At 74.4% G+C, this 19,692-nt stretch carries 10 protein-coding genes; 4 read left to right on the plus strand and 6 right to left on the minus strand.

Going from position 1 to position 19,692, the window contains the following annotated elements; genetic code table 11:
- Positions 1-122 precede the first annotated feature (122 nt).
- From ABEA15_RS20440 to ABEA15_RS20450, 3 genes are all read right to left on the minus strand, one after another.
- On the minus strand, positions 123-3,629 hold the full coding sequence (locus ABEA15_RS20440) for an ATP-dependent helicase (RefSeq protein ID WP_425579420.1): 3,507 nt from the start codon (positions 3,627-3,629) through the stop codon (positions 123-125).
- Complete coding sequence (locus ABEA15_RS20445; protein ID WP_345558379.1) at positions 3,626-7,063, minus strand: ATP-dependent helicase; 3,438 nt, start codon at positions 7,061-7,063, stop codon at positions 3,626-3,628. The genes ABEA15_RS20440 and ABEA15_RS20445 overlap by 4 nt, the downstream gene beginning before the upstream one ends.
- Before the next feature lie 392 nt (positions 7,064-7,455).
- Positions 7,456-8,625, minus strand: coding sequence for a resuscitation-promoting factor (locus ABEA15_RS20450; protein WP_344141771.1), 1,170 nt, complete (start codon positions 8,623-8,625; stop codon positions 7,456-7,458).
- 591 nt (positions 8,626-9,216) lie between these two features.
- Here ABEA15_RS20450 and ABEA15_RS20455 point away from each other — a divergent pair.
- Positions 9,217-10,341, plus strand: coding sequence for a CaiB/BaiF CoA transferase family protein (locus ABEA15_RS20455; RefSeq protein ID WP_345558319.1), 1,125 nt, complete (start codon positions 9,217-9,219; stop codon positions 10,339-10,341).
- Between the two features lie 36 nt (positions 10,342-10,377).
- Here ABEA15_RS20455 and ABEA15_RS20460 read toward each other — a convergent pair whose 3' ends face one another.
- Both ABEA15_RS20460 and metG read right to left on the minus strand, forming a co-directional pair.
- The gene (locus ABEA15_RS20460; protein ID WP_345558321.1) at positions 10,378-11,301 is read right to left on the minus strand and encodes a TatD family hydrolase; all 924 of its coding nucleotides are present in this window, start codon (positions 11,299-11,301) and stop codon (positions 10,378-10,380) included.
- A 199-nt stretch (positions 11,302-11,500) separates the two neighbouring features.
- A complete protein-coding gene (metG, locus tag ABEA15_RS20465) occupies positions 11,501-13,321 on the minus strand; it encodes a methionine--tRNA ligase (protein WP_345558323.1) in 1,821 nt (606 codons plus the stop codon).
- A 267-nt stretch (positions 13,322-13,588) separates the two neighbouring features.
- Here metG and ABEA15_RS20470 point away from each other — a divergent pair, with 267 nt between their 5' ends.
- Complete coding sequence (locus tag ABEA15_RS20470; RefSeq protein ID WP_345558325.1) at positions 13,589-14,032, plus strand: hypothetical protein; 444 nt, start codon at positions 13,589-13,591, stop codon at positions 14,030-14,032.
- A 71-nt stretch (positions 14,033-14,103) separates the two neighbouring features.
- Positions 14,104-16,764 (plus strand): protein translocase subunit SecD, encoded by a 2,661-nt coding sequence (gene secD / locus ABEA15_RS20475; RefSeq protein ID WP_344141777.1) that lies wholly within the window; start codon positions 14,104-14,106, stop codon positions 16,762-16,764.
- Positions 16,765-16,869: 105 nt separating this feature from the next.
- Here secD and rsmI read toward each other — a convergent pair whose 3' ends face one another.
- Positions 16,870-17,748: a 16S rRNA (cytidine(1402)-2'-O)-methyltransferase gene (gene rsmI, locus ABEA15_RS20480; protein WP_386698935.1), complete on the minus strand. Its 879-nt coding sequence runs from the start codon at positions 17,746-17,748 to the stop codon at positions 16,870-16,872.
- A 201-nt stretch (positions 17,749-17,949) separates the two neighbouring features.
- Here rsmI and ABEA15_RS20485 point away from each other — a divergent pair, with 201 nt between their 5' ends.
- A complete protein-coding gene (locus ABEA15_RS20485) occupies positions 17,950-19,581 on the plus strand; it encodes a dolichyl-phosphate-mannose--protein mannosyltransferase (protein WP_344141778.1) in 1,632 nt (543 codons plus the stop codon).
- Positions 19,582-19,692 lie beyond the last annotated feature (111 nt).

Raw genomic sequence — 19,692 nt, forward strand, 5'->3', positions numbered from 1 at the left:
TCAGGTCGGTCCGGCCTACCGCTGTGCAGACCGGCGCGCGCGGCGAAACTCATCGGTCGCACGACATGATGGACAGGGCATACGACACTTCGGCGCCCCCGACCGCCCCGCCGCCCCGCACCTCACTCGCCGGGCAGGTCCTCCAGCAGGGCCGCCAGACCGTCGGCGTCGAGCAGATCGGCCGGGCGGACGGTCTCCTGCGCGCGGACGTAGTGGAAGGCCGCGTGCACGTCGTCCAGCCGCACCCCGGCCAGCTCCGCCCAGGCGATCCGGTAGGCCGCCAGCTGAACCGCGACCGCATCGCGCTCGACGGCGGTCTGGGGCGGGCGGCCGGTCTTCCAGTCGACGACGTCGTAGGTGCCGCTGTCCTCGTCGTGAAAGACCGCGTCCATCCGCCCGCGTACCAGTCGGTCGCCGACGATCGTCTCGAAGGGGACCTCGACGTCCAGCGGGACGCGCCCGCCCCACTCGCCGGCCTCGAACCGGCGCTGCAGCTCGGCCAGGTCCTCGTCGCCTCCGGCGCCGTCGTCGGCCGCGCCGGGCAGTTCGCCGGGGCCCAGGAGGCTCTGCTGGCCGAAGCGCTGCTCCAGCCAGGCGTGGAAGGCCGTGCCGCGCCGCGTGTGCGGCGCGGGCGGCCTCGGGAGCGGGCGGCGGATGCGGCGGGCCAGCGCCGACGGGTCGCGGGCCAGCGACACCAGGGAAGACACGGACAGGTGGGCGGGCAGCTCGACGGGGATCGTGCCGTCCGAATCGGCCGGTGCGGAGTCGCGGTGCGCCAGCAGCAGGTCGGTGTCGCGGCGCCACCCGTCGAAACTGCGCCGCATGGACGCCGGCATCCGCGCCCGGTCGAGCAGGGCGAGCCACCGCTCCCCCGCCGTCTCCTCGGGCGCGCCGGGCCCGGCGGCCGGCCCCGACCCGCCGGTTCCCTCCTCCGGCGCGGCTCCGCGGTCCGCGCCGGCGCCGGATGCCTGGACTCCGGACCCGTCGCCGGCGTCCTCCTGCGCCGGGGCGCGCCCCGCCCGCGCCACCAGCTCGGCGCCCGCGAGGACGTCGCGATGGCGCCGCGCGGCGGCGTCGCCGTCCTCCTCGGGCGAGCGCGGCCAGGCCACCGGATCGGCCTCGACGGTCTGCGGGTTGGACTCGCCCTCCTCGGGCGGCGGAGCCCACGCGGCGAGCCGTCCCGCCCCCTGCTCGCAGGCCGCGCGGACCTCCTCCAGGAACACCGACGGCCCCCGCTTGGCCGAGCTCGCGTGCCCCCACCAGTGGCCCGAGCACAGCAGCCCGAAGGAGGCCCGGGTCACCGCGACGTAGGCCAGTCGGCGCTCCTCCATGAGGTGGCGGTCGCGGTCGGCGGCGACGAACGCCTCGATGCTCTCCTTGTCCACGCCGGCGAGCTTGGGCAGCCCCGCCGCGTCGCCGCGCAGCGGGAACGGCAGCTTCTGCTCCTTGCTGACCCAGCCGCCGACGTCGCGCGCCCGCGTGGGGAACACCGGCGACGAGGTGCCGCCGGACAGCCCCGGCACCGCCACCAGCGGCCACTGCAGCCCTTTCGCGGCGTGCACGGTCATCAGCTTGACGGTGTCGCTGCCGCCGACCCGTTCGCCCGGCTCCAGCCCCTTCTCGGCGTCCTCGGCCGAGCGCAGGTAGTTCAGGAAGGTGCCCAGCGTGGGGTCCTCGCTGTTGCCCACGAACCGCACCGCCGCGTCCAGGAACGCGTCCAGGTCGGCGCGGGCGGCGACGGGGTCGCGGCCGGGCCGCGCCGCCACCTCGATGTCCAGACCGAGGGTGCGCTCGACCTCGCCGATCAGGTCGGGCAGCGGCTGGGCGGCCGCGCGGCGCAGCGTACGCATCTCCGCGCCGAGGGCGGCCAACCGCCGGTAGCCGGTCTCGGAGTAGCGCTCGGGCGCGCCGGGGTCGTCCAGCGCGTCGACGAGGCTGCCGCTCTCGGCGGTGAGGTCGAGGACCGTGCGGCGCAGGAGGTCCTCGTCACCGTCGTCCTGGGGCTCCTGCGCGGACGGCGCCAGGTCGCGGCGGGTCTCCTTCGCGAGCTCGGCCGCCCGCCCGCCCAGCGCGACGAGGTCGCGCGGTCCCAGGCGCCACCGCGGGCCGGTCAGCAGCCGGGCCAGCTCGTTGCCGGCGGTGGGGTCGTGCAGCACCCGCAGTGTGGCGATGACGTCGCGCACCTCGGGCACGGTCATCAGCCCGCCGAGCCCGACCACCTCGACCGGGATGCCCTCGTCCTCCAGGGCCTCGCGCAGCACCGGGAACTGCGAGCGCTTGCGGCACAGCACCGCCACGTCGCTGTAGCGCAGCCCCTCGCCCCCCTCGCCCGGAGGCCATTCGGCGCCGTCGGGGGCGAGGTGGGCCGGCTGTTCGATGCTCGCGCGCACGGTCTCGGCGATCCAGCGCGCCTCCTCGGTCTCGGTGCGGAACAGCCCGCCGGCCACCGCGCCGCGGCCGCGCCGGGCCGCACCGGGGTAGAGCACCGGAACGTAGCCGGTCTCCTCGCGCAGCGGCTCGGCGATGCGCCGCGCCACCTGGAGCACGCGCTCGCCGTTGCGGAAGCTGGTCGCCAGCTTGCGCACCGGCGCCGGCCGCCCCGGCGCCGCGGGGAAGTCGGTCGGGAAGCTGGTGAGGTTGCCCGAGCTGGCGCCGCGCCACCCGTAGATGGACTGGCAGGGGTCGCCCACAGCCGTCACCGGATGGCCGCCGCCGAAGAGCGCCCGCAGTAGAAGGAGCTGGGCGTGGCTGGTGTCCTGATACTCGTCGAGCAGCACCACCCGGAACCGGCTCTGCTCGATCAGCCCGACCTCCGCGTGGCGGGTCGCGATGCGCGCCGCCAGCGCCACCTGGTCGCCGTAGTCCATGACCTCGCGGTCGCGCTTGGCCGCGATGTAGCGCTCCACCAGCGGCAGCAGCTGCTCGCGGCGGCGCTGGACCTCGCGCAGACCGCGCGTGGGGGCGAGGGGCTTGCGGGGCAGCGCCGCGACGCGCTCGCCGATCCAGGAGCCGATGCCGCGCACGTCGTCGGGGGTGCGCAGGTGGTCGGAGAGCTCGCCGGCCAGGGCCAGCACCCGGTCGGTGACCTCGCGCGGGCCCACCGTGACGGCGTCCATCGGCCCGTCGTAGTCGGCGACGATGCGTGCGGCGAGCTGGTAGGCCTGCCCCTCGCTGAGGAGCCGGACGGAGGGCTCGACCGCCTCGCGCAGCGCGTGGTCGCCGACCAGGCGGGCTGCGTAGGAGTTGTAGGTGGAGACCGCGGGGTCGCCGTCGAGGACCTCCTCGGGGACCTGCTCGGTCTCGCGCAGCTGGTCCAGCCTCGTGCGCACCCGTTCGGCCAGCTCGGCCGCAGCCTTACGAGTGAAGGTCAGGCCCAGCACGTGCTCCGGGCGCACCAGGCCGTTGGCCACCAGCCACACGACGCGGCCGGCCATGGTCTCGCTCTTGCCGGAGCCCGCGCCGGCCACCACCACGCCCGGCTCCAGCGGCGCGGCGATGACGTCGGCCTGCTCGGCGGTGGGCTCGGGCCGGCCCAGGAGGCGCGCGAGCTCGGCCGGGTTGAGCCGGCGCCCGGGAAGGACCGTACCCGCGGCGGGCGCCGCCGCGACCCCGTACTGCGCGGCCGTCACACCCGCTTCCCCTCGTCGTGCGCCGGGCAGCTGGAGCGCACGGCGCAGGAGTCGCAGAACTCGTTGCGCACCGCCTGGAACCGGGAGCCGGACATGCCCTCGGCGACGTCGCGCACCAGCTCCGCCGACCAGCCCGGCTCGGGGTCGTCGCCCAGCGGGGCCTGCGCCTGGGTGCGGGCGCCGTGCTTGAAGGACGCCTTCGTGCCGACCTGCACCAGCTCGGCGCCGCCGGGCGCGGTCAGCCCGAACTGGGCGAACGCCGACTCCAGCACGGCCAGCTGGTAGACGCCGAGCTGCGGGTGGCGCGCGAGCTCGGCGTCCTTGGGCCGACCGTTGCCGGTCTTGATGTCGACCACCACGGCGCGGCCCTGGGCGTCCTTCTCCAGCCGGTCGACGCGCCCGGTGATCTCGATGCCGCCGATGTCGACCTTGAACCCCTCCTCGGTCACCACGAGCTCGCGCTCGCCGGACTCGTGCCAGGCGATGAGCTTGCGTACCATCTCGTCGGCGCGCTCGCGCTCCTTGCCGGCGAACCACGGGCCGCCGAAGTCCAGTTCGGACCAGATCTCGTCCATGCTGCGCCGGACGTCCTCCATTCCGGCGCCGTCGGCGACGAGCACGGCGACGGCGTGCACGATACTCCCCAGCGCGGAGGTGATCTCCGTCGAGGAGGCTCCGGCGGCGTTCTCCAGCAGCCAGCGCAGCTGGCAGGTGGTGAACCGCTCCACCTGGGACGGCGAGACGCGGATCGCGCCCTCGTCGGCCCCGGCGACCAGCGGGCGGTCGTCGGAGACGGCGGTCAGCGCGTACCACTCGGCGGGGTCCGCGCCCCGGACGCCCTCGTCGGCGAGCCGGGCGAGGTGGGCGGCCGCGGCGCGGCGCAGCGGATCGGGGCGCTGCGGGTCGGTGACCACCGAGCGCAGGTCGGCGACCAGCGCGGGCAGCGACAGCCAGCGGCGGCCCGTGCTGACGCGCTCGGGTTCGCCCAGGCCGAGCTCGGTCAGGAACCGCGACGGGCGCTCCTCGGTGTCGTCGCCGCCTACGGCGGTGACGACCAGGCGCCGGCGGGCCCGGGTGCAGGCGACGTAGAACAGCCGGCGCTCCTCGTCGAGGAGCTTGGACGCCGCCGCGGCGCCGGCGGCCCCGGCAGCGGACTCGGGGCCCGCGCCGGGCGGTGCGCCGAAGCCGCCGGAGGTGTCGACGAGCTGCTCGACGCCCAGCAGCGAGCCGCGCAGCCGCAGGTCGGGCCAGTCGCCCTCCTGGACGCCGGCGACCACGGTGAGGTCCCACTCCAGGCCCTTGGACCTGTGCGCGGTGAGGATGCGCACGGCCTCGCCCTCGGGCGCGCGCTCGGCGAGGCTGTCGGCGGGGATCTCCTGGGCCTCCAGATCCTCCAAGAAGCCCAGCGGCAGGCCGGGCGGCAGCCGGTCGCAGTAGCGGGCGGCGCTCTCGAACACGGCGACGACCGCGTCCAGGTCGCGGTCGGCCGCGGCGCCGCGCCTGCCGCCGGCCTGGCTGGCGCGCAGCAGCCGCTCGGAGAGCCCGCTGGCCTGCCAGACCTCCCACAACACGTCCTCGGCCGATCCCCCGGCCGCGGCGCGGTCGCGGATCAGCCGGAGGTGGTCGGCGATGCGCCGGGCGGGCGCGGCGACCTCGGGATCGACGAGGGTGAGCTCGCGCGGATCGCGCAGCGCGTCGGCGATCAGCGCGGAGGAGGGGCGGCTGCCGCGCGGGTGGGTGTGCGCGGACTCGCCCGGGAGCCCCGCCGCCGGGGCGGCGCCGTCGGGGTCCCGCTCCGGGCCGCCGGAGCTGCGATCCTCCGCGCCCTCGGCCGAGGCGGCCCTCGCCTCGCCTGAGGCGGAGTCCGGGGGTGCGCCGCCAACGGCGTCGTCCCCGGCGCGGCCTCCGGCGGGACCGCCCTCGGAGCCGGTGCCCTCGGTGGGCGGGGCGTCCTCCCCAGCGGATTCGGGCCCGGGCTCGCCGGCGCGGCGCTGCGCCGCGCGGTAGTCGAGGTCGAGGCGGCGCAGCGCGCGGGCGAGGCGGCGCAGGCGTACCGTGTCGGCCTCGCCGAACTGGCTGGTGAGCAGTTCGTGCGCCGCGGCCTCGTCGATGGTCGCGGGGCGCAGTGCGCAGCGGATGAGGAGCAGCAGCGCGCGCACGACGGGCTCGACGGCCAGCGGCATCTCGTCGCCGCCGACCACCACGGGGACCCCGGCGGCCGACAGCGCGCGGCGCAGCGTCGGAAGCTGCCTGCTGGCCGAGCGGACCAGGACCGCCATCTGCGACCACGGCACGCCGTCGATGAGGTGGGCGCGGCGCAGGATGTCGGCGATGACCGCGGCCTCCTGCGCCGGGCTCTCGGCCATCAGCACCTGCGCCTCGCCCTCGGGCCCGGAGCCGGCCGGCTCCAGCGCGCGGTGGGCGTTCACCGGCCCGCCACCGGGGGCCGGTGCGGCGGGCAGGCGGCGGGCCACCCCGCGCGAGGCCGCGAGCAGCCCCGCGCCGCTGCGGCGGCAGGTGCGCAGCGCCACGACCGGGGCGGGCTCGCCGCCGAACGAGGGGAAGCGCCGCGGGAACTCCAGGATGTTGCGCACGTCGGCGCCGCGGAAACCGTAGACGGACTGGTCGGGGTCGCCGACCGCCACCAGGTCGCGGCCCTCGCCCGCCAGCGCCGAAAGCAGCTCCTCCTGAGCGGGGTCGGTGTCCTGGTACTCGTCGACGAAGACGACCTCGCGGGCGGCGCGTTCGCGCGCCTGGACCTCGGGGTCGTTGAGCAGGTTGGCCGCCACCCGCACGAGCTCGGCGTAGTTGAAGGTCGGCGCCGGTGCGACGTCGAAGCGGCCGGTGTAGCGGTCCAGGAAGTCGCCCGCGGCCACCCAGTCGTCGCGCCGGTACTCGCGGCCGAGCCGGTCGAGGGCGGCGGAGTCGATGCCGCGCTCCTGGGCGCGCATAAGGAAGTCGCGCAGCTCCTCGGCGAACCCGCGGGTCTCCAGCGCGGGCCGCAGCCGCTCGGGCCACATGGCGGCGCCGTCTGCGGACTCCCCGGCCAGGAGCTCGCGGACCTCCATCAGCTGCTCGGGGCCGGAGAGCAGCCGCGGCGGGTGGTCGCCCTGCAGTCCGAACTCGCGCCGGATCAGCGCATAGGCGTAGCTGTGGAAGGTGAGCGCGAGCGGCTCGCGCGTCGTGCGCCGCAGGCGCGCGGTGATGCGCTCACGCAGTTCCTGGGCGGCCTTGCGGCTGAAGGTGAGCACGAGGATCCGGGCGGGGTCGACGCCGCGGTTCTCGATGCGGTCCACCACCGCCTCGACGACGGTGGTGGTCTTTCCGGTCCCCGGTCCGGCCAGCACCAGCAGCGGGCCGCCCTTGTGCGCGACGACCCGGCGCTGGTTGTCGTCCAGGAGCGGCGGCGGCACCTCTGCATGCACACGCCGCACAAGACGATACGGGGATGAGTTCACCCCTCCTAGTTCACCAGACCCCCACGACAATCCGGGGCGGCACCGGGGTATCACCCGTATCACCGCCCCGGCGCCGAACGCCGCGCTCGGCCCCTCGACCCGCGGCTGCCGCCAGGAGGCGGCCCCGCCACGGGCCGGCGCGTCCGCCGACAAGGAGCAGAACAACGGGGTGCACCGCCGGCCCGGCCCGGGTGCCCGGCACGCCGACGCCGGCCGGGGCGGCGAGGGCCGGGGCGTCCTCACCGATCCGGAGGGCGGCGCGTTCGGGGTCCTCGTCGGCCGGCCCCGCTCGGGCGGGGCCGGACCCGTCGGCTCATCGAGCGGGACGGGCCCGGCGCCCGACTGGGAGCCGGGCCCGCCCCGGCCGGCTAGTCGAACAGGTGCACGCCGCACTCCGGCCACTGGCCCTGCCAGTTGCCGCCGACCATGTCGTAGAGCTTCTGGGCGCGCATGGTCTGCTCGCTGGCGCTGGCCTCGGCGGGGTTGCCCGTGCCGCCGGCGGACTGCCAGGTCGCCATGGAGAACTGGTAGAGACCGTAGTAGCCGGCCGGGTTGGTCGCGGTGGGGTCGCCGCCCGACTCGCACTCGGCGAGCGCGGCCCAGTTCAGGCTGGCGGCCTCGGCGGAGGAGTCGATCTCGGGCTCGGACTTGGTGCCGATCTCGGTGATGCCCTTGACCGGCTTCTTGACGACCTTCTCCTTGACGACGTACTCGGTCTTCACGCCCTCTTTCATGATCTTGGCCGTGGTGACCTTCTTCACGCCGTCCTTCGGCTTCTGCACCACCTTCTCCTCGCCCTCGGGCAGGTCGGGGTTCTCGCGCTCCTCGACCTCCGCCTCGATGGGGACCTCCTCGGTCTTGGGCTCGGTGAGCAGCTGCGTGACGTCGATGACCATGCCGTCGGTGGGCTCGGTGGACGGCTTGGGCTCGACCTCGTCGTGCTCGCCCAGGGTGATGCCGTTGTCCTTGAGAACCTGCTCGACGGTGCCGGCGGTGGTCGCGGTCTCGATCCGCGCGCGGTCGCGCAGGATGACGACCCGCCGGGCGGCGGTCGCCTCGACCTCCAGACCCGACGCGGGGATCGCCTTGTCGGGGTCGGCCGAGAGCTTGACCGACTCCGGGTCCATGCCGATCTGGTTGAGGGCCTCGCCGACCGTCAGCGCGGTGACCCAGTGCTTCTCGGGCTCGCCGTCGACGGTCAGCGTCAGCTCGCGGCCGGAGCGCACCAGCACGTTGTCGCCCTGGCCCAGCTCGGTGTCCAGCGAGGGGGCGACGGCGTCGTGCTCGCCCAGCTCGACACCCGCGGAGTCGAGCACGTCCTGGACCGTCGCGCCGTAGGTGTGCACGGTGCTGCGCTCGCCGTCGACGTTGAGGCTGATGCGCTGGTCCATGGCGAAGGCCGTGCCGCCGCCCGCGACGAGCAGCACCGCCGCGGCGACCGCGCCGATCACCACGCCGCGCTTGCGCAGCACGGCGGGCAGCGCGGACCGGCGCGGGCGGCCGCCGCCCGGACCCCGGCCGCCTGCGGCGGCGGGCATGGACGCGGTCTGCCCCTGATCGGTCCCGGGTTCGTAGGGACCGCCCGCTGCGGGGCCGTACGGGTCGTACCGGCCGTACGGGTCGCCCGCGTCCGGCCCGGGGTAGGCGGCGGCCTCGGGGGCGCCGGCGGGAGGCTGGGGGGAACCCGGCCGGTCGGATCGGCCCGGACTGCCGGGTGCCCTGCGGCTGCCGCGATGGGAGCCGCGGTTCGACGGACTACGCACGTTGCTCTCGGCCTTCGCGATCGCGCATGGACTTGAAAGGGGGCTGGCAGGAGGCTGCCTCTGGCGGCGAGCGGGCCCAGGGTGCGGGAGGTCCTCGGCGCACTGCTCGCGACGGGTCGGGGGCGTCACGCCGCAGCCGACCACGACTGCTACGGGAAAGTACCACACCGACCGGGACCCCGCTTCGGGTCCGTCCGAATCCGTCCACCCGACGCGGCCGCAGGGCGCGCCCGCGCTTGCCCGCCCTACCTGATACAACCGCCCGGCCCCTCGGTGGCGCCGGGGCGCGAAGCCCCGCCAGAATGAGCCGTGCAGCCGAACGGTGTTCGCGTCGACGTCCCGCCCGAAACCCGAGGAAGGTCGCCCATGGGTCCCCTGCACGGAATCCGCGTCGTGGAGTTCGCCGGGATCGGCCCCGGGCCGATGGCCGCAATGCTGCTCGCCGACCTCGGTGCGTCGGTCATCCGGCTGGACCGGCCGGCCGCCGCCGAAGCGGCCGAACGCGGCGACCGCCCGCACATGAGCGCCGGACGGCCGGTGATGGGCGTCGACCTGAAGTCCGAGGAGGGCGCGGCCGCCGCCCGCGGGCTCGTCGCCTCGGCCGACGTGCTGCTGGAGGGGTTCCGCCCCGGAGTGATGGAGCGGCGCGGCCTGGGACCGGACACCTGCCTGGCGCTCAACCCGCGGCTGATCTACGCGCGCATGACCGGGTGGGGCCAGGACGGCCCGCTGTCCCAGGTCGCCGGGCACGACATGAACTACATCTCTCTCAACGGCGCTTTGCACAGCATCGGGCGCCGAGGCGGGGCGCCCGTCCCGCCCGTCAACCTGCTCGGCGACTTCGGCGGCGGCACCATGTTCGTGGTGACCGGAATCCTCAGCGCCCTGGTGGAGCGGCAGGCGTCGGGGCGCGGCCAGGTCGTGGACGCCGCCATGGTCGACGGCAGCGCGCTGCTGATGTCCATGGTCTACGAGGACCGCGAGCGCGGCGCCTGGTCGGACGAGCGGGGCACCAACTACCTGGACACCGGCGCACCCTGGTACGACGTCTACGAGTGCGCCGACGGCCGCCACGTCTCGGTCGGCTGCATCGAGCCGCAGTTCTACGCCGCGTTCCTGGAGGGCCTGGGGCTCTCCCGGGCCGAGCTGCCCGACCAGTGGGACCGGGAGAACTGGCCGAAGCTGCGCGAGCGGTTCGCCGCAGAACTGCGCACCCGCACCCGCGACGAGTGGGCGGAGGTGTTCGGCGGGTCCGAGGCGTGCGTGCAGCCGGTGCTCTCGATGGCCGAGGCGCCCGACCACCCCCACGTCAGCGCCCGCGGCTCGGTCGTGCGCAAGGACGGCCGCCTCTACCCCGGCCCGGCGCCCCGGTTCGACCGCACGCCGGGGCGCGCGACGCGCGACCCGGGGTTTGCCGCTCCCTCGCTCGCCGAGGCGCTGGCCGAGTGGGGGCTGGAGTCCGCGCCTACTCCGGACCGCGGTCCGGAGTAGGCGGCTCCCGAGCCTCGGCCGCGCGTGGGCGTGGGTCTAGTCCAGGCCGAACGCGCGGCGCCCGTTGGCGGCGACGGCGCGGGCCAGGTCGTCCTCGGCCATGCCCTTGGCCGCGGCGAGAGCGCGCAGGGTGTAGGGGACGAGGTAGGGCGCGTTGGGCCTGCCCCGGTAGGGCTTGGGGGTCAGGAACGGGGCGTCGGTCTCGACCAGCACGAGCTCGGGCGGCGCCAGGGCGGCGGCTTCGCGCAGCTGCTCGGCGCCGGCGAAGGTGACGTTGCCCGCGAAGCTCATGAAGTAGCCGTTGTCGGCGCAGATCTTGGCCATCTCGGCGTCGCCCGAGAAGCAGTGGAAGACCACGGCCTCGGGTGCGCCCTCCTCGGCCAGGATCGACAGCACGTCGTCGTGGGCGTCGCGGTCGTGGATCATCAGCGCCCGCCCGTGGCGCTTGGCGATGCCGATGTGGCGCCGGAACGACTCCTGCTGCGCGGCCGCGCCCTCGGAGCCGGTGCGGTAGTAGTCCAGCCCGGTCTCGCCGACCGCGCGGACCTGGGGCAGCGCGGCCAGCCGGTCGATCTCGGCCAGCGCGTCCTCCAGCGCCGCCTGCCCGCCGGCGGGGCGCGCCTTGCCGGCCCAGTCGGTGTCGTCGGCCTCGACGCCGGGCGCTCCGTCGCCGTGCACGATCCGCGGCGCCTCGTTGGGGTGCAGGGCCGCCGCGGCCCACACCGCCGGGTACTCGGCGGCGGTCGCGGCGGCCCACTGCGACGACGAGACGTCCACCCCGACCTGCATCAGCGGCGTGACGCCGACCGCCTCGGCGGCCGCGACGATCGCGCCGACCTCCGGGGTCTGCATGTCCATGTGCGTGTGGCTGTCGCCGACGGCCACACGCAGCGGCTCCGGCGGTTCCGGCGGCGTCTGCGCGTTCCGGTTGCGCACGGCGCTGCCGCTTCGCTTGCCCATCGGGCCTCTCCCCTTCGCTCGCTCGTTTCGCGGCACGGCCCCGCCGGGGTCCGGGGCGCGCCGTGGGCGCCGGCCCCGCGCCCGCACGCGCAGGACATCCGGCACGGGTGCGGCGGGCCGCTGAGCGAGCGGCCCGCCGACGTGTCCGCCGCCTCTCCGGGCGCGGTGCCGCCGGGCCCGGCGGCACCGCGCCCGGCCGCTACTCGGCGGCCTCCTGCTCCAGGCGGGCGACCTCCTCGTCGGCCACGGCGGGGGCGAGTTTGGTGAACAGCGGCGTCGGCGGCGACAGCGGGGTACCCGGTTCGATCGGCACCGACGTCCACACGGCCCGGTTGCCGGTGTAGTCGCCGGTGATGACCGGGTACTCGACGGGCTCGCCGGAGCCGCCGATGGTGTCGACGGCGGTCTCGATGCGCGGCATGGCCGACCACACCCCGGTGCCGCCGAGCATGGCGTCGACCTTGTTCGAGGACTCCGGCAGGAATGGCGTCATCAGCGTCTTGGCGTCGCTGACCAGCTGCAGCGCCACGTGCAGCACCGTACCCATCCGCTCGGGGTCGGTCTTGCGCAGCGCCCAGGGGGCCTGCTCGGAGATGTACTTGTTGGCCTCGGCGATCGTGCGCATGGCCTCCTGCAGCCCGGCCTTGAACCGCGAGCCGTTCAGGTGCTCGCCGACCGTGTCGAAGGCGGCGGCCGAGCCGGCCAGCACGCGGCGGTCGTCGTCGGTGAGCTCGCCGGCCGCGGGGATCTCGCCGAGGTACTTGGCCGCCATGGAGATGGAGCGGTTGACGAGGTTGCCCCAGGCGGCGACCAGTTCGTCGTTGTTGCGCCGCACGAACTCGGCCCAGGTGAAGTCGGTGTCCTGGGTCTCGGGCCCGGCCGCGATGATGTAGTAGCGCAGCGCGTCGGCGGAGTAGCGCTCCAGGAAGTCGCGGACGTAGACGGCCACGCGCCGCGACGAGGAGAACTTGCGGCCCTCCATGGTCAGGAACTCGCTGGAGACCACCTCGGTGGGGAGGTTCAGCGCGCCGAGCGAGCCGGGCTCGCCGCCGCGGTCGCCCCGGCCGCTGTAGCCCATGAGCATCGCCGGCCAGATCTCGGAGTGGAAGACGATGTTGTCCTTGCCCATGAAGTAGTAGCCCTCGGCGCCGGGCTCCTGCCACCAGCGGCGCCAGGCCTCGGGGGAGCCGGTGCGCTGAGCCCACTCCACCGCCGCCGACAGGTAGCCGATGACCGCGTCGAACCAGACGTAGAGCCGCTTGTTGGGGTTGTCGCGCCAGCCCTCCAGCGGGATGGGCACGCCCCAGTTGAGGTCGCGGGTGACCGCGCGCGGCTGGAGGTCGTCGAGCAGGTTCAGCGAGAACTTCAGGACGTTGGGCCGCCACTGGCCGCCCTTGGACTTCAGCCAGTCGCCCAGCACCCGGGTGAAGGCCGGCAGGTCGAGCATGAAGTGCTCGGTGTCGACGAACTCCGGTGTCTCGCCGTCGACCTTGGAGCGCGGGTCGATCAGATCGACCGGGTCGAGCTGGTTGCCGCAGTTGTCGCACTGGTCGCCGCGCGCGTTGCCGTAGCCGCAGATGGGACAGGTGCCCTCGATGTAGCGGTCGGGCAGGGTGCGCCCGGTCGTGGGCGAGATGGCGCCCTTGGTGGTGCGGGTGAAGATGTAGCCGTTCTCGTAGAGCCCGGTGAACAGCTCCTGGGCGACGGCGTAGTGGTTGCCCGTGGTGGTGCGGGTGAAGAGGTCGTAGGAGAGACCGAGCGCGACCAGGTCCTCGACGATGACGCGGTTGTAGCGGTCGGCGAGCTCGCGCGGGCCGACGCCCTCCTGGTCGGCCAGCACCTGCACCGGCGTACCGTGCTCGTCGGTGCCGCTGACCATCAGGACCTCGTGCCCGGACATTCGCTGGAAGCGCGCGAAGACGTCGGCGGGGACACCGAATCCGGATACGTGCCCGATGTGGCGGGGGCCGTTGGCATAGGGCCAGGCCACCGCGGTCAGGATGTGGCGTTTCGACGACATGCCACAAGCCTAAGGGGGCGGCGGCGCCGATTCACCCGCTTTCCACCGCCTGTGGACGGCCGCCTGCGGGCGCCCCGAGCACGCCGCGGCCCAGCGCACGCGGTCCTCGGCGGGCCGTCCGGCCCCCGGTCCCGCGGGCGCGGCTACAGCGGTGGCCTCGCGCATCGGTAGTGTTGGCGTTTAAGGTCGTCTGCCGAGCACGTGTTCCGCCCGGTTCCCGCATCGGGCCCGCAGGCGGCCGCACGCGACCCAGGTTCGACTAAGGCGGTGGTCACCACGGTTTCCCGTGTCTTGGCCTCGCTGGCGGTCGTCGCCCTCCTGCTGGTGGGCGCGCCGCTCTCGCCGGGCGCTTCCGCGCTGGCCGCCCAGACCGCCGGCCACGCGCCCCTGGCCGTCGCCGCCGCCGCGGACGCCGGCTCCCGCGCCGACGCCCGCGGGGCGTCCGGCAAGACGGACTCCGGTTCCGACCGGGCGCTGCTGGTCGAACGCGACTCGGGCGCGGTGTCCGTCGCGCTTCCGGGGTGGAAGACCGACCACCGCCCGGTGGTACGCGACCTCCCCGAGGCCTACAGCCCCGTGCTGCCGTGGATCGGCGAGTTCGCCGGCCACTGGACGCTGGTACCGCCGCCGGGCTCGGTCGAGGCTCCCCGTCTGGACGACGCCTTCGCACTGCCCTTCGGCCGGGCGCCGCCGCTCACCGGACGCATGTGAACCAGTCCACCCGCGGCAGGGCGCCCGCCCTGCCGCAGAGGCCGCATGACCGTTCGTGAAGAGGTAGTCCAATGTCCACCCAAACGGGAGCCGGATCGCGCTGGCTGCGCGGCATCGTCTCCCTAGCCATCGTCATCGGCGCGTTCGGCGCCGCATGGTTCATCCCGCCGAAGCTGGGGCTCGACCTCAGCGGAGGCACGCAGATCATCCTGGAGACCCAGGACGGCCGCGACGGCACCGAGGCCAACGCCGAGAACACCGACAAGGTGATCCAGGTGCTGCGCGAGCGCATCGACAGCCTCGGCGTAAGCGAGGCCACCATGTCGCGGTCCGGCGAGAACCGCGTCATCGTCGAACTGCCCGGCGTGCAGGACCCCACCGAGGCGGCGGAGATCCTGGGCCAGACCGCTCAGCTCACCTTCCACCCGGTGCTGGGCGTCGCGCCCGCGCAGGGCAGCGGCGTGCAGGCGCCCATGGGCGACTCCGCCAACGCCCCGGCCGACGAGGCCCGCGCCCCGACCGACGGCCAGGGCGGCTCCGGCGGCGGATCCGGCTCAGAAGGCGGTTCCGGCTCAGGAGGCGGCTCCGGCGGCGGCATGGGCGACATGAGCCAGGAGGAGCTCCAGCAGCTCCTGCAGGGCCAGGGCGGCGCGGGCGCGGGTGCCGGCGCCGGCCAGCAGGCCGCCGACCCCAGCAAGGTCGCCCGCACCCTGCCCGACGAGCAGGGCAACCAGCTCCAGTTGGGCGAGTCCCGGATCGAGGGCGACCAGGTCGCCGGCGCCGAGGCCGTGCTCGACCCCACCACCAACACCCAGTGGCAGGTCAACGTCGACTTCCGCGGCAACGGAACCGACGCCTGGGCGAAGCTGACCGGCCAGGCCGCCTGCCACGACCCGGGCCAGCCCCAGCGGCGCGTCGCCATCGTGCTGGACGACGAGGTCATCTCCTCGCCCGAGGTCAACCAGGACACCGCCTGCGACGTCGGCCAGACGGGCGGCTCCACCACCATCACCAGCAGCAGCTTCGACCAGGAGAGCGCGCAGGACCTGGCCGTGCTGATCGAGGGCGGTTCGCTGCCGCTGCCCGTAACCGAGGTGCAGCGCCAGACCGTCGGCCCCACGCTGGGCGAGGACGCCATCCGGGCCAGCTTCATCGCCGGCGCGATCGGCATCCTGCTGACCGGCGTCTACATCTGCGTCGCCTACCGCCTCGTCGGCTTCCTGGCCGCCGTGGCACTGGCCTGCTACACGCTGATCGCCTACGCGGCGCTGGTGGCGCTGAGCGCGACGCTCACCCTGCCCGGCCTGGCCGGGTTCGTGCTCGCGATCGGCATGGCGATCGACGCCAACGTGCTGATATTCGAACGAGCGCGCGAGGAGTACCAGAACCAGGAGAAGATCTACCAGGCCAACAAGTCCGCCGGGATGGTCGACGCCACCGAGGCCGAGACCGAGCAGGCCGAGTCCGGCGTGCTCTCCCGCCGGCGCCGCCGGGCGATCCCGCCGAACCTGCAGAAGGCGTTCGTCTCCGGTACGCAGAAGGCCTGGAGCGCGGTGCTGGACACCAACATCACCACGCTCATCGCCGCTGCGCTGCTGTTCTTCTTCGCCTCGGGCACGGTGCGCGGCTTCGGTGTGACCCTGGGACTGGGCACCATCGCCTCGATGGTCTCGGCGCTGGTCATCGCCCGCGTGCTGGTGGAATGGGCGGTGCGCCGCAAGTTCGCCCGCAAGCACCCCGCCATCACCGGCATCTCCAAGATCAGCGCGGTGCGCGAGTGGCTCACCCGGCGCAATCCCGACCTGATGTCGCGGTCCAAGCTGTGGCTGGGCATCGCCGCAGCGATCGTCGTCGTGGCGGTGGCCGGTGTCCTGATCCGCACGCCCAACTTCGGTGTGGAGTTCACCGGCGGCCGGGTCATGGACTTCACCACCCAGCAGGAGATCAGCGTCTCCGCGGCCCGCGACACCGTCACCGACGCCGGCTTCCCCAACGCGGTCGTGCAGGAGTCGGGCGACGGCGACATCGCGGTGCGCACCGGCCCGATCAGCGACGCGGAGGCCGCCTCCATCCAGGACGCCCTGGCCGACCAGGCCGGCGGCGTCGAACGGCTCTCCGACGAGAAGATCGGCCCGAGCATGGGCGACGAGCTCCGCAACCGGGCGCTGATCGCCCTGGTGGCGGCGCTGGCCCTGCAGATGGTCTACCTGGCCTGGCGGTTCCGCTGGTCCTTCGGTGTGTCGACGATGCTGGCGCTGGCCTTCGACATCACCCTGGTGATCGGCCTGTTCTGCTGGCTCGGCAGGCCCATCGACGGCGTGTTCCTCGCCGCCATCCTGAGCGTCATCGGATTCTCGGTGAACGACTCGGTGGTGGTGTTCGACCGGGTGCGCGACGAATGGGCCAACGACAGCAGGTCGGGCTTCAGGAAGATCGCCAACACGGCCATCCTGCACACGATCCCGCGTACGGTGAACACCACCATCGGCGGTGTGTTCATCCTGGCCACGCTGGCCGTCTTCGGCGGGGCGTCGCTGCGGGACTTCTCGGTGGCGATGCTGGTCGGCCTGATATCGGGTGTCTTCTCGACGGTGTTCGTCGCCGCGCCGCTGGCGGCGTGGCTGCAGCGGTGGGACAAGACACCCCCGCCGCACGTCATCCGCGAGAAGCGCACCAAGCAGCGCAAGGAGCTGCGCACGGCGCGCGAGCAGAGTGACGGCGCCGTGGTCTAACGGCGCGGTCCAGCGGACGCGGCAGCGGACGCGGGCGGGGTCGGGCACTGCCCGGCCCCGCCTTCTTCGTCGTGCCGCGCAGCGGCGTCCCGGACGCCGCGGGCCTCAGCGGTGCGCCGCGTCGTAGACCTCGCGCTTGGGCACCCCGAGCTCGCGGGCCACCTCGCGGACCGCGTCCTTGCGGGAGAGGCCCCCGGCCTCGCGCTCGGCCACCGCCGCCGCCAGGTCCTCGGGGGTGCGCGGCACCGCGGCCGGCGCGGCCCCGGCCACCACGACCGTTATCTCGCCGCGCACCTCGCCGCGCGCCCACTCGGCGAGGTCGCCCAGCGGCGCGCGCCGGACCTCCTCGTAGGTCTTGGTCAGCTCGCGGCACACCGCCGCACGCCGGTCGGCGCCGAAGCCCTCGGCCATCGCCGCAAGCGTGGCCGCCAGCCGGTGCGGGCTCTCGAAGAAGACCATCGTGCGGCGCTCGGCCGCGAGGTCGGCGAAGTAGGCGCGCCGGCCCTTGCGGGGCGCGAACCCCTCGAAGCAGAACCGGTCGGTGGGCAGCCCGGACAGCACCAGCGCCGTGGTCACCGCGGTCGGCCCCGGCACCGACGTCACGGGGACTCCCGCTTCGGCGCACGCCGCCACCAGGCGGTAGCCGGGGTCGGAGACGCCGGGCATGCCGGCGTCGGTGACCACCAGGACGTCGCGGCCGGCCGCGAGCTCGTTCAGCAGCTCCTCGGCCCTGCGCGCCTCGTTGGCGTCGTAGTAGGACACCACCCGGGCGCCGGCCTCGCCGCCGAGCCGAAGGCCCGCCCGGGCGGCGAAGCGGCGCAGTCGGCGGGTATCCTCCGCGGCGATGATCCCTGCGCCCTCCAGCGCTCGCAGCAGCCGGGGCGGGGCGTCGTCACCGTTGCCGATGGGCAGCCCCGCCAGCGTCAGGGTTCCGGGCGCCTGCGCGGCCCGCGGTTCCTCGGATCCGCTCGGCCCTGCGGTCACGTTCCACCCGCTCTCTAGACGCTACGGTAAGGGAGTGCTCCGGGCGGCCCCGGACCGGCGCGCGGCCCCGCCGCGGCGGCGGTCCACGGCGCCCGCCCTGCTCGCGGCGCGCACCTGCGGCCGCGCGGCACCGCCCGGCACCACCCTGCCGTGAGGCCTCCCCGAAGACCGACCACCCGTGCCCCAACCTTAAGAGCCGACATGACCACCACCGCACCCGAAGCCTCCGTCGATCCCGATCCGAGCTGGCGCGGATCGGTCCGCTCCCGCCTGGTGCCGCCCATGCCGCAGCCGGCCTGGGCGGGGTGGGTCGCGGCGGTGGCGGTCGCCCTGTTCGCCGGCGCGCTGCGCCTGATCGGGCTGGGCAGACCGGGCCAGATCTACTTCGACGAGACCTACTACGCCAAGAACGGTCTGTCGATGTGGGTGTTCGGCTACGAGCACGAGACCCTCGAACGCGCCGACGCGATGCTGGAGCGGGGCAACGACCAGATCTGGAGCGGCGGCGCCGACTTCGTGGTCCACCCTCCGCTGGCGAAGTGGCTGATCGCGGCCGGTGACCAGGTGTGGGGCCTGCTGCCGGGCACCGCCGAGGTCGAACCCGAGGGGTGGCGGCTGGCCTCGGCGGTCGTCGGCGCGCTGTCGGTGCTGCTGCTGGTGCGCATCGCCCAGCGGATGACGCGGTCGTGGCTGCTGGGCTCCGCGGCGGGCCTGATCATGGCGCTGGACGGGCTGCACTTCACGCTCAGCCGCATCGCCATGGTCGACATCTTCCTGACCTTCTTCATCCTGGCGGGCTTCGGGTGCCTGGTCGTCGACCGCGACCGCACCCGGGCGCGGCTGGCCGACAAGGCCGAGCAGGGCGTCCAGGCCGTCAACTGGCTGGGTGTGCGCTGGTGGCGGATCGGCGCGGGGCTGTTCCTCGGCATGGCGGTGGGCTGCAAGTGGTCGGCCCTGTTCTACGTGGCGGCGTTCGGCCTGCTCACGGTGGCGTGGGACTACGGTGCGCGGCGCAGCACCGGCCACGACCGCACGGCGGTGCGCTGGTTCGTCTTCGATGCCGTGCCCGCGTTCTTCCAGACGGTGGGCGTGGCCGCGGTCACCTACCTGGCGACGTGGACCGGCTGGTTGGCCACATCGGGCGGCTACGGCCGCGGCTGGGGCGCCGCCCACATGCCCGCCTGGCTGGAGGGCGCGCCGGGGCTCGTGCAGGCCCCCGTCAACGGGCTGCGCAGCCTGGCCTACTACCACCAGCAGATGTACTCCTTCCACAGCGGGCTCTCCAAGCCGCACGACTACGCGTCGCAGCCGTGGGAGTGGCCCATCATGCGCACGCCGGTCGCGTTCTACTACGACGACCAGCCCTCGACCTGCGGCCGGCCGGACTGCTCCACCGCGGTGCTGAGCATCGGCACGCCGGCCGTGTGGTGGCTGGGCATCGCCGCTGTGGTCGTGATGCTGGGCTGGTGGCTGACCTACCGCGACTGGCGCGCGGGCGCCGTGCTGCTGGGCGTGGCCGCGGGGTGGCTGCCGTGGTTCGCCTACCCGGACCGGACCATGTTCGTCTTCTACGCCCTGCCGATGCTCCCGTTCCTCGTGCTGGCGCTCGTGCTGGCCCTGGGGCTCGTGCTGGGCGCCGGCGAGACGCGGCCGGAGTACTCGCCGTGGGCGAGAGTGGCGGGAGGCGTGGTCTTCGGCGTCGTGCTGCTGCTGGTGGTCGCCAACTTCGCCTACCTCTACCCGGTGCTCAGCGGCGAGACGATCACCTACGACGCCTGGGCCCAGCGGATGTGGTTCGACACCTGGATCTACGGCAACGGGGGCGGGGACTGACCCCGGGGCCCCGGGGCGCCGCCGAGGCGCTCTTAGCCTGCCGCATGCGAAAGATCAACAGGAAACGCACATGCGAATGACGCGTTCTTGAACACTGATTCCGGGGTCGGA

Origin of the sequence: Streptomonospora halophila (assembly GCF_039542725.1) — a bacterium.
Taxonomy (GTDB): domain Bacteria; phylum Actinomycetota; class Actinomycetes; order Streptosporangiales; family Streptosporangiaceae; genus Streptomonospora; species Streptomonospora halophila.